Source organism: Corynebacterium sp. ES2730-CONJ, from assembly GCF_024834055.1.
Lineage (GTDB): Bacteria > Actinomycetota > Actinomycetes > Mycobacteriales > Mycobacteriaceae > Corynebacterium.
Genome location: NZ_JANUXZ010000002.1, coordinates 181,452 through 195,530, shown reverse-complemented (window position 1 = coordinate 195,530; position 14,079 = coordinate 181,452). Strand labels below are relative to the sequence as shown.

Genomic DNA, 14,079 nt, shown 5'->3' with positions numbered 1-14,079 from the left:
GTAACTTACTATGGCACGTTATACCGGCCCAGTAACCCGTAAGTCCCGCCGCCTCCGCGTCGACCTCGTCGGCGGAGACCGCGCATTCGAGCGCCGTCCATATCCTCCAGGACAGGCCGGCCGCAACCGCATCAAGGAGTCGGAGTACTTGCTCCAGCTCCAAGAGAAGCAGAAGGCCAAGTACACCTACGGTGTGCTCGAGAAGCAGTTCCGTCGTTATTATGCCGAGGCTAACCGCCTGCCCGGCAAAACCGGTGAGAACTTGGTTGTTTTGCTCGAGTCCCGTCTCGACAATGTCGTTTACCGTGCAGGTCTAGCGCGCACCCGCCGCCAAGCCCGCCAGCTGGTCTCCCACGGCCACTTCTTGGTCAACGGCAAGAAGGTAAATATTCCTTCCTTCCGCGTCTCCCAGTACGACATCATCGACGTTCGTGAGAAGTCGCAAAAGATGGTGTGGTTCGAAGAGGCTCAGGACTACCTGACCGACGCAATTGTTCCTGCGTGGCTTCAGGTTGTTCCCGCTAACCTGCGTATCCTCGTGCACCAGCTGCCCGAGCGTGCTCAGATCGACGTTCCACTGCAAGAGCAGCTCATCGTCGAGCTTTACTCGAAGTAAAACTTTTACATGCCTGGGCTGAGTACAGCTCGGGCGCATACAAGTATCTTCGGATTCACTCAACTTTTTACCCTTTCCGCCCTCGCCGACGTCATATAGTGGGCGTCAAATCTAGGAGAGTTCCATGCTCATTTCTCAGCGTCCAGTCCTCACTGAGGAGAAGATCGATAGCGCTCGATCCCGTTTTACCATCGAGCCACTCGAGCCAGGCTTTGGCTACACGCTTGGTAATTCGCTGCGTCGTACGCTGCTATCATCCATCCCGGGTGCGGCAGTGACCAGCGTCAAGATCGACGGAGTGCTGCACGAGTTCACCACCATCGCTGGTGTTAAGGAAGATGTCACCGATATCTTGCTCAATATCAAGGGATTGGTATTGTCCTCTGACTCCGAGGACCCAGTTGTGATTAACCTCAACGTGGAAGGTCCTGGAGTTGCAACGGCCGGCAGCATTACGCCACCGACCGGCGTGGAAATCCACAACCCGGACCTCCACATCGCAACGCTTAATGAGCAGGGACGACTGAATATCGAGATGGTTGTGGAGCGTGGCCGTGGCTACGTTCCTGCCACCATGTTCGGCTCCAGCAATGAGATTGGCCGGATCCCTGTGGATCAGATCTATTCTCCAGTGCTGAAGGTGAGCTACAAGGTCGAAGCAACGCGTGTCGCGCAGCGTACCGACTATGACAAGCTCATCATCGACGTGGAGACCAAGAACTCTATGACCCCAGGTGACGCTCTCGCTTCGGCAGGCAAGACCTTGGTCGAGCTCTTTGGGCTCGCCCGCGAGCTCAACGATGCGGCAGAGGGTCTGGAAATCGGACCATCGGTTCAAGAAACTGAGCATATTGCGGCTTATAATATGCCTATCGACGATCTTAATTTCTCGGTACGCTCTTATAACTGCCTCAAGCGCCAAGAAATCCACACTGTGGGTGAACTAGCAGAATGCTCGGAATCCGATTTGCTCGATATCCGTAACTTCGGACAAAAGTCCATAAACGAAGTGAAGATCAAGCTCGCTAATCTGGGCTTGACCTTGAAGGATTCACCTGAGGATTTCGACCCATCGCAGCTTGAAGGCTACGACGCCGAAACCGGTGACTATGTTGATTTGGATCCAGAAGAGTCCGAGTAAATAGCCTTTAGTACCCAGCTTAAAAAAATTATCTGCTGGGTGCGCCCAATCACACCTGTCAACGAGGAGAACCAAATGCCTACACCAAAGAGGGGCGCCCGTCTCGGCGGTTCTGCGAGCCATCAGAAGCACATTCTGTCTAACCTCGCAGCTCAGCTGTTTACCCACGGCGCAATCAAAACCACCGACGCCAAAGCCAAGCTGCTTCGTCCATACGCGGAAAAGCTGATCACCAAAGCGAAGTCCGGCAGCATTGCCGACCGTCGTAACGTGCTCAAGCTCGTCAACAACAAGGACGTTGTTGCTCATCTCTTCGATGAGCTCGCACCTCAGTTTGCTGAGCGTACCGGCGGTTATACCCGCATCATCAAGCTCGAAAACCGTAAGGGTGACAACGCTCCTATGAGCCAGATCTCCCTCGTCCTCGAGGAGACCGTCTCCGCTGAAGCGAACCGCGCAGCGCGCGCTGCAGCGTCCAAGGAAGCTCAGGCCGAGGAGACCGAGGCAGAGAAGTAATTTTCTACCCAGTCTTTACAAACCCCACCGTGCAGATCCACTCTGCTCGGTGGGGTTTTTCGCTGCTGATAGCTAGCTTTGCTACGGTATAGGGCGTGATTGAGAACCCCACTACTCGCATACGCCTCGACCTCGCCTATGACGGCACGAACTTCCACGGGTGGGCCAAACAAGGAGATTCCTCGCTGCGTACAGTGCAGAAAGTTCTGGAGGATAATCTCGCTCTTATCATGCGACGCCCCATTAACCTGACCGTTGCGGGTCGCACCGATGCAGGTGTTCACGCCACCGGCCAAGTGGCTCATTTTGATATCGATCCTCAGGCTCTTAACACCAGAAGTCTCAATCATGACCCCAAAAACCTTGTCAGGAGGTTGGCGCGCCTGCTGCCAGAAGACGTGCGTGTCCACGATGCTTCTTATGCTCCCGGAGGTTTCGACGCCCGTTTTTCAGCCCTGCGACGCCATTATGTCTATCGTCTTAGTACTCACCCTCGCGGTGCGCTACCCACTAGGCGATGCGATACCGCGCACTGGCCCAAAAATATCGATGTCCATGCCATGCAGCAAGCCGCTGCTGAGCTCGTGGGACTTAATGATTTTGCAGCATTTTGTAAATTCCGGGAAGGTGCCACCACCATCAGGGACTTGCAAGAATTCACTTGGCACGATATCTCCACACCTACTGAACCCCATACCTTTGAGGCCCATGTCAGCGCCGACGCTTTTTGTTGGTCCATGGTGCGCTCCTTAGTGGGCTGTTGCCTCGTTGTCGGGGAAGGTAAACGCCCTGCTGGTTTTGCTGCCTCGCTGCTTGCAGAATCCTCTCGATCATCACAAATACCCGTGGCTCCCGCCCGTGGGCTCACCCTTGTCGGGGTGGATTATCCCGAAGACTCTGCCTTAGGAGAACGTGCAGATATGACGAGACAGAAGCGCGTCAAGCTCGATTGATAGGGAAATGTGGCCCCAAAGCCCTTCATGGAGCCCTCAGCATCTACTAAACTGACAGATACTACTGTGGTTATTTGAACAGACCGCCTAACTGAGAGCGTGGGGCTCGACGTGTGGGGGTCACGGGGAATTATTCTGGCTGCCTAAAATAAGAAAGGTTTGAATAACCTCTGATGGCAGTTACTCCGACCACGAAAGCCCAAGTTACTGGGCACAAATTTCTGTGGCGCCGCGTTGAACACGCACTGATCCTCGGTGATGAGCGCATGCTGCATGATCCTCTAGGCAGGCGACGACGGGCTGTACTCTTTGGTCTCGCCGCTACCGTATTAATCGCCATATGCTCGGTTGCCTTGGCGTTTTTTCGCCCTGCCATCGATCCAGGACAAGCGGAATTGATTCGCGCCGATAGCGGGCAGCTGTATATGCGCATGGAGGACCATTTGCACCCGGTGGCGAATCTCACCTCCGCGCGACTTATCCTGCAAGAAGCTGTCGAACCTGTCAGTAGTAGCGACCAGTCCCTCTTTGGGTTAGCCAAAACTACCCCCATAGGAATCGTAGATGCCCCCGCTCTCTTCGCACCCCAGCAGGGCTCGCAACCAACCTTCGATGCGATCGCTTGCCATGAAATACAGCCACCGCATCAACGCCTAGACAAGGGCAGGGATATGCTGGTGGTGATGCTCAGCCCGAGCGAGCGGGTGAGCGCGACTTTAAGACCGATCGTCGATAGGGAAACTTTCTTAGCCCGCACCAGTTCCGGCGACTTCCTCATTAGCGAACAGGGTCGTTTGCCCTTGTTGCCAGATACTAGCCCCGAGGGGCGAATGATGCGGCGTGCTTTAGGCATTGAGAATGCCACACCACTGTGGTTTGCTGCCGATGCCATGATAGACGCCTTCGACGAAGTTCCACCTTTCCGCGACTTTGATATCAACACCGTGCTCGGCACCGGTTTTGACTACTGGGGTGAAAAGGATGGAACCATCATAAGACTGAGCCCAACCCAGGCAGAATTGATCATGGCCAAAGGGATTGAGTATCGCCAAATCCCCAACAGCGAACTGCGTAACTATACCGATAGAGTCGGTTACTATATACCGCTTCCTCCGACACGCCCAATCCTCATAGACCCAGCGGAATTTATGCCGTGCATCAATAGCACAGGTCAGCTTCTCATTCCGAGGCAGCGAGACCCTGATATGATGCTCTCACCGTCTTTCGGATCACGCGTGGATCGACCCTCGCAGGGTTCCACTCTTAGCTATATCGGGCCAGGCTATGCGCTTGCTGTTGATACCGGTTCAGGAGTGCATATTATTTCTGAAACTGGCAAACGGCATGGACTTCGCTATCCCGAAATGATAAAAGAGCTCGGCATCGACTCAACAACGCCTATGAGCTGGGAGTTGCTTTCCCTGCTCCCTGAAGGGACTCCGCTGAGTCAGGAGGCCGCGCTCTCCGAAGTTATTCCGCAACAAAGCCCGTGACGCGCGGGTGAAAGGAGAAAATTCCCCCCAAACTGTCCGTACATCTAACTATCGCGGTATGATTGCTGGCAATACGCGGGAAAACTAAAGTCCCCCGTACGTCGGGAAGGAGAATGGCGCGCTTTATGGCAATTCAAACGCCTGCGGTTGAAACCCCAGAAAAACCGCACACCACTCGCGATCAGGTACGCGCCAAGATACACGCGATAACTTTCCACCACGAGCGAATGAAGACCCGACGATTTGGTTTCTTGGTTCGCCCGCTGGTTCTCGTTGCGGGCTGGGTAGTTGTCATCCTCGGCCTGGTGACCATTCCTTTTCCAGGGCCGGGATGGTTCACGGTATTCGTGGGCATAGGAATACTTAGCCTCGAGTCCCACTTGGCCGGCCATCTTTTGGGGTGGGCTATCGGCCTCTATGATCGATTCTTTCAGTGGTATCGCTCAAAACCTCGAATCGTTCGCTACTTTCTCATCTTTCTCATCTGTTTAGTGGCCTGGATCATGGTGGGCTCAACTGCGGTAACCATGTGGAGCTACGGCGCTTTGCCTGCGCTCGATCCAGTGATGCAGTATATTATCTAAGTTCGCATCCTCGAATAGGCAATGGTTAGCACCAAAATCAGGCTGGCCAGTACCACGAGCCAGCTCGAAGCCAAGGGAATGGACGATTGGTGGCGTCGTGGTGCGGAGATAGCGTGAGCGGCTGGTGGTGTTGAACTGACTAAAGATGCTTCATCCTCTGGAAGGCGATAGTCTAAGACCCTCGGGATATCAATGGCGCCGCTAGTAGGATCAACACTGGATATGACAAGCTCGCGCAATTCTCTCGCCGTCGCGGTAGGGTATTTCTGGCGTAACAGCGCAAAAGTTCCACTAATGAGCGGGGCAGCAAAGCTTGTTCCCTCGAAAGACTGTACCGAAGACGCAGACTGCTCGATTCCGCTCGCGAGAAAGCCTCCCGAATTTGACAGCGCCGCGAATACTTTCCCCGGGGCTGCAACCTGAGGTTGGGAGGAGTCTAGGGAATAAGCAGCATGATGATAAGGATCCGAAAGAGCCGCAACTGAGACTACGGTGGGCATAGCCGCTGGCACAATAAGTGAGTCCGGCGTACATTGAGCATCTTGATTACCGGCCGCGGACACCACCACGATATTCGCCTCCTCCGCGCGGTTGAGTGCCGCTTCCAGGCCAGAGAGATCAACAGAAAAAGGCCCTTGGGGGATACAACTGACCACAGAAATATTGATCACATCGACCCCCTGATCAACGGCTACATCTATAGCCTGGCTCAGGGTAGCCAACGTGCCACCAGCATCGCGGTGATCGCTCATCTGTTTAATAGAGACGATGCCGGCATCGGGCGCCACCCCTACGATCTCGTCTTGATCCCACCGTGCCGCAATAATGCCGGCCACAGCCGTTCCATGAGCATCGCAGTCTTCTAAAGCATCTCCAGACTCAGGGTCGGCTATGACACTGCCCCCCGATGCTAGATTCGGAAGGCGTGGATGGGTACTAACTCCAGTGTCGATCACGGCGACTCGGGTGCCAAAACCGGTAGCAAAAAGGTGGGCGCGGCGATACTGGTCTGCTAGCGCTGCCTGTTGTTCCAGTGCCGCTGAGTTTGCTGGGACCCCTTGGGCGCACTCAGCGGCTGCTGATGGAAGGAGCAAGACTGCGAGTGTTCCCCATGCACTTAAACCGGCAACAAAGGAGGCTATTTTCATAGAGCCAAACCTCGTAGGAGGCTAAAGAGACCAGCCGTTTGCAGTGCTAAGGGAAAGATCGCTGCGAGCGCAAGAAGTTCAATGCGCTCTAGCCACACCACCACCGTGGGTTCGAGAGTAGAGATCTTATCGGCCATACTTGGGGCCGCCACCATCATGAGCGCGAATATCAAGGCAACAATGCTTAAGCTCGTACTTGAGAGCAGAGCCGCTAGCGGAAGCAGGGCGAAACCTGCGAGGTGCGCAGGTATCCACAGTGCCCAGATTTCAAGGGAAAAACGATGCCGGTGGGCGTGTAAGATCAGCGCCAAGCTGAGCGCGAATATCAGCCAGAAATGGAAAATACTCAGATCGAGGATTTCCCGCAGACCAAGGATCAACAGGCCTAAGGTTGCTAAGCTCAACCAACTTCCGATAGCTATCAGCATGCCCGAATACATGGTGCGCGCATGTCGAGTGCGGAGGGGGCTTTCTTCATAATCCTTATCCGCTATATCAAGCGGCTGCCCAATAGTTGGAAGTAAAGGTACTCGCAAGCCCGCGATTTTGGCCAATATTTGCGGCCCTGCGGCGAGCATAATCACCATGACGACGATGGAGACACTCAAGCCATGACCTAACCACACCATCGTGGGGTTAAGCGAAACCAAGATACCCGGCGAATACACAAGGCCTCCCAACCCTAAGGAAAATATTCCAAGGGCATAGGCGACTGTGAAAACCACATATCCGCGAGCTGGAATGAGCAGTTGCATGACTGTGGCTACCACAACGACTGTCAAGGCGGCAGCGGCTAGGGAGAGAGCCCACCCGCGCGCAAAATCAGTGGCAGTTATACCCTCAACAAGCAAGTCTGGGCTCAATAAAAGCTCGCTGCCACCTACAGCGATGAGGGCAGATACAGCGGTGAGAAGCGAGATAAGCGGAATAGCTATATGAAGCTTCGCCCATATGCTCATACTGCCAAAAATTCCGGCTACGAGTAATAAGGTGACCGCTAACGGAATCGGCAAGGGCAGTAGAAAAGCTCCACCTACTAGACTAGCTGCCCCGCTGACTGCCGCGAAAGTAGGGGTATGAGCAGTTCTGAGCTCTTTCGGGGCGGCGGCCGCTAAAGATTCCGCTGCATCGCGCACTAATGGGGGAGGCGTGGCAGTAGCGTTGCGGATAATCATGACATCGCCGTGGCTGAGCCCCAGCGACTTGAGGGGAGCGTGCATATCGAGGATGATCCCCGCAGCTGTCAGAACCTGGTAACGCCCTGGGTGAGAATGGATATGAGCGAGATGGAAAATCTCTGCCATCATATCGCTCAAGCTACTCGAACCCGGTAGGTAAAGATCGATGTGTTGAGGATTATCGCCAAGTTCAATCCGAATAAAGCTGCGAATACTCTCGGTATCTCGAAGGGATGAATTCATCTTAGGGGCGCACTCCTTAGGGATAAGTGGGGGAGAAACTTAGGGATAAATAAAGGGCAAAGTACGTAGTTTTAGACTGCGGTTGGCTCGTATCGGTTCCCCAGTGAGCAGACGAGGTCCAAGCTGAGAGAATGCTCAGAAAATGGGGGTGCGATATGGGGTTTATTTTCGCAAGGGCCTTACGGGCGCACAGCAGAGCTACTAAGGTTTTGATTGCTTTCCACGTGAGGTGAGAATGCAACGCGACGGTAGGGATGCCGTCCGCGCGCTTAAGCGATAGGGCGCATAAGGATCCTGCCCTTTCGTGTACTGCCAAGGCTTCTAGAGGGGTTATCGCGCTTATAGGACAGAGCGTTCTATAAGCGATGAGGAAAACGTCGATACCTACCCGTCCTAAGGAGACCGCCATGGCCCCGCCTCGTTTTAGTACCGTCGTCGCCCCTATCAGCCTTAGTGAGCGGAACGCCATTCCACCACTTCCCACTCAAGCACTAGTCCCTGACCCTGTTCCAGCGGCCACCAAGCCTAAACCCATGCCTGTGATGCGCATTGTTATGCCATTAGTAATGGTGCTTGCAATCGGCGCCATGGTTGCTCTCATGGTTATCAATGGCGGCACTCTCAACCCAATGATGCTCATTTTCCCCATCATGATGCTCATGGGCATGCTGATGATGTTTAGCCCACAACCAGGAGAAGACACAGATGAAATCCGCCGCAGGTATTTGCGTCATTTGAGCACCCTGCGTACCCAAGCGGCACGCAATCACCAGGCCCAGCGGCTCAACGCCCTTCATGAGCATCCCGCACCAGTAGATCTGTGGAACCTTCTGGGCACTAACCGGATGTGGGAACGTAACGCTTATGACCCCGATGCATTAGCGCTACGTATAGGACTGGGGGAAACAACCCTAGCCACCCCCATCGAACTGGACGACCAAGGAAATATCGAGGATCTAGATCCGGTATGCGCAGTCAGCGTGCGGCATATGGTTAAAGCGCTCTCGGTAGTCCCCGATATGCCCATCGTGGTGCAGCTGCAGGCTTTTCGGGCGCTCGATATATCTGGCTCCCAAGCGCACGGGCTGCTCCGGGCCGTGGTAGCTCACCTCGTTACTTTCCACGGCCCGGATACGGTAGGGATTGAGCTTCACGGGGAGACCTTTCGCAGTTGGGCGAAATGGCTGCCGCATACTCATCCGGTGGCGGTGGAAAAAGCAGCTGAGAAAATTCTCATCCTCGATAATAAGGTGCCTGCCTCGAAGGTAAAGGAACTGGTTGCGGCTCGGACGTGGACCACAATTATCGCAGTGAATTCGCAGGATAAAACTCTCAAAAAGCTCGCCGACGATGATGGTTTGGTCCTCGAGGCACGAAGCAAAGATCTCGTTGCTCACACCGAGGCTGGCGCTGAAGCACTCGGGGTGGCTGACTATATGGGTCTGCGGGAAATGACTCAACTAGCTCGAAAACTCAGTGCCTATCGACGCCCCGATGCCGCAGGTAGTGGCGGTTCCCAAGACTTTTTGAGTTTGCTCGGTGTTGAGGATATTTCTGCCGCAACGCTGGAGAAATTATGGCAACCGCGGGGAGCGCGGCGATTAGCGGTGCCCGTAGGCGTCGATGATGCGGGAGCGCCGTTGATTATTGATATCAAAGAATCAGCGCATGGTGGTATGGGCCCGCACGGATTATGCGTTGGCGCAACGGGTAGCGGTAAATCGGAGCTATTGCGCACCCTTGTTATTGCCCTAGCAGCCACTCACTCTCCAGCGGTTCTTAATTTTGTATTGGTGGACTTTAAAGGTGGTGCCACCTTCTTGGGTATGGATACCCTGCCGCATACCTCTGCGGTGATCACGAACCTAGCAGAAGAGTCCGTACTCGTGGAGCGGATGCACGACGCTATATCGGGGGAAATGAACAGGCGCCAAGAACTGCTGCGTACTGCAGGGAAATTCAGCAATGTTGATGAGTATAATGCAGCCTGCTTAAAAGACGATTCCCTAAAGCCTATCCCCGCATTAGTCATTGTGCTCGATGAGTTCTCCGAACTTCTTGGTCAGCATCCAGATTTCGCGGATCTTTTCGTTGCTGTTGGTAGGCTCGGTCGCTCCCTTCATATTCACCTCCTGCTAGCCTCGCAGCGGCTGGAAGAGGGGCGGCTACGAGGGCTTGATTCGCACCTTAGTTACCGGATTGGGCTGCGGACCTTCTCAGCGGCGGAATCGCGGCAAGTATTAGGGGTACCAGATGCCCACCATCTCCCAAGTAAACCGGGCGCGGGCTTTATGAAAACCGATGCCGATCGCCTAAAAAAATTCCAAGCCTCCTATATCTCAGGCCCATGGATGCGCCCCGACTATTCTCAGAATCTCGATCAACTCGATTGTCGTGGTGTTCGAATTTTTGATGGATGGGAGTACCCTCAGGAAGAAAAAGTTGAACTCCACGTGGCAGATCCGCGCGGCACTATAGTCGACGCCGTCATCGAAAGTGCCCAAGAAGTCGCACATAAATGCGATCTCTCCGCGCACCGCTTATGGCTGCCGCCCCTCCCCGAAGAACTGCCAATTGCCCAGGTAGCAGGCCCGCAACCGTTCTTGCATGCCGCTGTAGGCTTGATCGATCGCCCTTATCACCAGCGCCAAGACCCGTTCGTTATCGATTTCACCGGTTCCAAAGGGCACCTCGCCCTGGCTGGAGGTCCTCAAACCGGCAAAACCACAGCTTTACGCACAATCATTACCTCCCTTGCGGTCACCCACTCCACCAAACAGATTCGGTTCTATATTCTCGATCTGGCAGGTAGGGACCTTTCGGATATCACCCTAATTCCCCATTGTGCGGCCGTGGCCCACCGCGGTGACGTGGAGAAGATCAACCGGATCGTCGATGAAGTCTTAGGGTTTATCGATGCCCCAGCTCCAGAACATACCTTCCTCGTCATTGATGGTTGGCACACAGTAGGTAGTGATTACGAGAATCTTCTAGCCAAACTTGGCCGCATCGCTGCCGATGGACTTGCTGCCCGCGTGCATCTGGTCATCTCCACGGCGCGATGGACGGCATTGCGCCCGGCCATCAAAGATCTCATCGCCAATCGTTTGGAATTAAAAATCAGTGAAGCCTTAGATTCCGTCATCGATCGCAAAGCCCAATTAAGTACTCCCGACCTCCCCGGACGTGGGCTTAATACCGCAGCTGAGAGTATCCTTTTTGCGCGGTCTACTGCCCAAGATCTCGCGCATATTGCCTCCGTTACTAAGGATCAAGATCATGTGCGGGCCCTTCAAATGCTCCCTCAGCATTTATCGCTTGATTCACTCTTGGTACCGGCCACGGGTTCTCATGCTCGTACTACCGAGATCGTCCTCGGTATCGGTGGCGCCCGTCTTGAACCAATAACCTGGGATACCAACCGCAGTCTGCATGTACTCTGCTTCGGATCCCAAGCAAGCGGTAAATCCACAGCACTGGCCACAATCATGCGTGGTATATGCCAGTTGGGAGCAGAGAAAGCGCGCATCGTCCTCATCGATCACCGTCGTCATCACCTTGGCACCATTAAACAAGACATGCTTGCTGCCTACTGTGCAAGTAGCGCGAGCACGGAGCAAACAATCGCGGCAACGGTGGTGACTCTGAAATCTAGATTGCCCGAAGCCGATATCACTCCAGCAGAGTTGAAGGCTCGCTCATGGTGGCAAGGCCCGGACATCTATCTCGTCATCGATGACCTCGAAGTTGTTGCCGACTATCTGCTCCAACCACTCGTTGAATTGCTGCCCCACGCTCGCGATATCGGCCTGCACGTGATCATCGCTCGGAAGTCCGGTGGGGTAGTGCGCGCCCTCTACCAACCGTTGTTGAGTGAATTAAAGGACCAATCCCCTCTCTGTCTCATACTCGACGCGGACAAAGACGACGGTCCCATTCTCGGAATTAAACCTCGGGCGTTGATCCCAGGTCGAGCCACCATGGTGCTTCGCGGACATGATAGCGGATTAATTCATATCGCGGAGCCCGAACAGGAAACCGATAAGGAGCAATAATGGACGACGATGACGTATCTGGCGCCCCCACCCCACACCCACCAGACAGCGATCCGACGGTGGAGATTACCGTTACAGTCCTCGATACTGCCACCATCTTTGAAGGTCCAGATACAGTTTACCGCTACGATCTCACTGTCGGCGGAGTCATAGATGGTACCGCGACTAGTGCCATCATAGATCAACTGCGTGCTATCGCTGGGCAGTCGTGGCCCCATATCGCCGTGACGATCGATGCCCCGCGCCGAGTAGTTGATATGCTACGTGTGGCCCTGGATGAGACCGGAGTGCAAAAAAGCTCGCCACCACCGACATCTCCTGAGCGCTCCAATCCTTTGAATATTCCCACTGAGCGTGAAGTCAAGAGATCGAGTTCTCAGAGCCTCTGGCGGCCCAGTAGGAGGGCCCTTATGTGGAGTGGGCTGAGCATACTATCGGTCATCGCACTCCTGGGCCTGGGATCGCTAACAGCGTTTATCCTCCATAACTCACGCGCCCAGGCTCCCGACCTCCTTGCAGCAACTCCTACTAGCTCTGCGATGGAGACTTTATCTAAAGACCCGATGGCCGATCGTGGTGCAGCCGAAGAGGTAGAAGAGTCTTTTAGGAATCGAGAGAGAATTTTTGAATCTGATTTGCTGAATTCTGCCTTGATCTCGGTCGTATTGCCGCCAACTTTCACTATTGAGTTGCGTCGAGAAACTCCCGATATTCTCACCGCAACTGGTCAAGACGAGAATTTGCGTGTGCTCATAGCCGCCGATCCTCTTTACGATGCTGATCCTGAGTTTGTGCGCCAGGAATTGGAGCAAGAGGCAAGAGAAAACCCCACGTTCACCCTCCTGCCGCCTAGCCAACAACCGCGTCAGGGGGAGGTTCGCTATATAGAGGAACCGGGCGATGGATCTCATGCCCAGTGGGTGGTCTGGATTGAAGGCGATTTTATCTACTCGCTCGGCTGCCACTCCCGTTTCGATCTCAAGCTCTCCCAGCAGGCAGTGTGCGCTAAGGCTGCTGAAAGCCTGACAGCGCGGAAAAAAATGATGCACCCAAGGGAACCGTAGAGACCCTGCTGTAGTCCTATCTTTTGTAAGTGCTTAAAACCGCAAGCGATCTGGCTCGGTAACACTAAGCCTTTACCCCATGGGAACCACGTTGGAACCCCCACCACCCCAATCAATGGAGGATATATCGAATGAGTAATCTCTTTCGCACCGAATCAGACGTCATGGTCGCTACAGCCGGCCGCGTCGACGATACGAATAATGAAGTTCAATCCGAGCTCAACCGGCTCCGCGGAGTCGTTGACTCAGTACGCGGATCATGGTCGGGCACCGCTCAAGTAGCCTTCGACGGCTTAATGGAACGATGGAATACCTCGGCGCTTGAACTTCAAAAAGCGCTCAGCAGTATCAGTGACAATATCCGCTCCAATGCTCGAGCGTTTGAAAATGTCGAAGCCGATAACGCCCAATCACTACATAACGTTGGAGGCGGGCTCAACCTCTAAATGCTTAAGCCTCCCCACCACATAGCTTGCGCAGCTTAAATATTTCGCCCCGCGTTCAGCCATAGTAGCGGCACACTGCGTGCCTCACAGTAGAAATAAAACACCACGAAAACCTAGTGGTGTTGCGTTGTACCAAAACTTAATAGAGCACGATTGTTGAGCCTATTATATTCTTGCGACCTCTCAACCTATCGGGCTGCTCACTGGTTAGAAACCCCAATGATCCCCGCCTCGATCTAGACACGTATCTGTATCTGATTAGAGGTTGTTGTAGCTCTCTAACCACTGATAAAGCTCATACCTTAAAAGAGCCTGCGGTTTATGTTGTTTTCCTTCGACATATGGCAGCTGAAACCACCAGCAGAACATTACTTCCCATCACCTCACCGGCCTCTGCTTTTTCCAGCTCAGGCTTTCGATAACATCCTTAAGGGTAGTAGTGAACTCAACTCCATCTCATGTCACGATAGGTCACTGTTTCGAGGGCGATTTTTTTATATTGTCTCTCCAGTCGATGTCATATCAGCATCCTTGGACAAAGTTGCCGAGAAGGCGCTGGGAGTTAAGGGTTTCAATTCCGGTATATGAGCACCCCACGAGCTCAATCAACTACCAGAACTAGCCGCTTGTATATGACAGTGG

Annotated in this window: 11 protein-coding genes; 9 read left to right on the top strand and 2 right to left on the bottom strand. The window is 54.0% G+C overall.

The window, feature by feature from the left end; translation table 11 throughout:
- Positions 1-10 precede the first annotated feature (10 nt).
- The 6 genes from rpsD to NXS13_RS03125 all read left to right on the top strand — a co-directional run bounded on the left by rpsD (position 11) and on the right by NXS13_RS03125 (position 5,303).
- Complete coding sequence (gene rpsD, locus NXS13_RS03150) at positions 11-616, top strand: 30S ribosomal protein S4 (protein WP_259077303.1); 606 nt, start codon at positions 11-13, stop codon at positions 614-616.
- A gap of 124 nt (positions 617-740) precedes the next feature.
- Positions 741-1,757 (top strand): DNA-directed RNA polymerase subunit alpha, encoded by a 1,017-nt coding sequence (locus tag NXS13_RS03145; protein WP_259158020.1) that lies wholly within the window; start codon positions 741-743, stop codon positions 1,755-1,757.
- A gap of 75 nt (positions 1,758-1,832) precedes the next feature.
- Positions 1,833-2,273, top strand: a complete 441-nt coding sequence (gene rplQ, locus NXS13_RS03140; protein WP_259077301.1) for a 50S ribosomal protein L17 — start codon at positions 1,833-1,835, stop codon at positions 2,271-2,273.
- Between the two features lie 98 nt (positions 2,274-2,371).
- Positions 2,372-3,226, top strand: coding sequence for a tRNA pseudouridine(38-40) synthase TruA (gene truA / locus NXS13_RS03135; protein WP_259077789.1), 855 nt, complete (start codon positions 2,372-2,374; stop codon positions 3,224-3,226).
- 173 nt (positions 3,227-3,399) lie between these two features.
- A complete protein-coding gene (gene eccB / locus NXS13_RS03130; RefSeq protein WP_259289352.1) occupies positions 3,400-4,719 on the top strand; it encodes a type VII secretion protein EccB in 1,320 nt (439 codons plus the stop codon).
- A 125-nt stretch (positions 4,720-4,844) separates the two neighbouring features.
- Entirely contained in the window at positions 4,845-5,303 is a 459-nt protein-coding gene (locus NXS13_RS03125; protein WP_259289351.1) for a TIGR02611 family protein, read from the top strand.
- Here NXS13_RS03125 and NXS13_RS03120 read toward each other — a convergent pair.
- Both NXS13_RS03120 and eccD read right to left on the bottom strand, forming a co-directional pair.
- A complete protein-coding gene (locus NXS13_RS03120) occupies positions 5,300-6,451 on the bottom strand; it encodes a S8 family serine peptidase (protein WP_259289350.1) in 1,152 nt (383 codons plus the stop codon). The genes NXS13_RS03125 and NXS13_RS03120 overlap by 4 nt on opposite strands.
- Positions 6,448-7,872, bottom strand: coding sequence for a type VII secretion integral membrane protein EccD (gene eccD / locus NXS13_RS03115; RefSeq protein ID WP_259158023.1), 1,425 nt, complete (start codon positions 7,870-7,872; stop codon positions 6,448-6,450). The genes NXS13_RS03120 and eccD overlap by 4 nt, the downstream gene beginning before the upstream one ends.
- 407 nt (positions 7,873-8,279) lie before the next feature.
- On the opposite strand from eccD, the gene eccCa reads away from it, so the two are divergent.
- The 3 genes from eccCa (at position 8,280) to NXS13_RS03100 (ending at position 13,437) form a co-directional block, all read left to right on the top strand.
- Positions 8,280-11,927, top strand: a complete 3,648-nt coding sequence (gene eccCa / locus NXS13_RS03110) for a type VII secretion protein EccCa (RefSeq protein ID WP_259289349.1) — start codon at positions 8,280-8,282, stop codon at positions 11,925-11,927.
- Positions 11,927-12,991, top strand: coding sequence for a type VII secretion-associated protein (locus tag NXS13_RS03105; RefSeq protein WP_259158027.1), 1,065 nt, complete (start codon positions 11,927-11,929; stop codon positions 12,989-12,991). Before eccCa ends, NXS13_RS03105 begins: the two co-directional genes overlap by 1 nt.
- Before the next feature lie 131 nt (positions 12,992-13,122).
- Positions 13,123-13,437 carry a WXG100 family type VII secretion target gene (locus tag NXS13_RS03100; RefSeq protein ID WP_259077293.1) on the top strand — a complete coding sequence of 105 codons (315 nt, stop codon included), beginning with the start codon at positions 13,123-13,125 and terminating at the stop codon, positions 13,435-13,437.
- Positions 13,438-14,079: the final 642 nt, after the last annotated feature.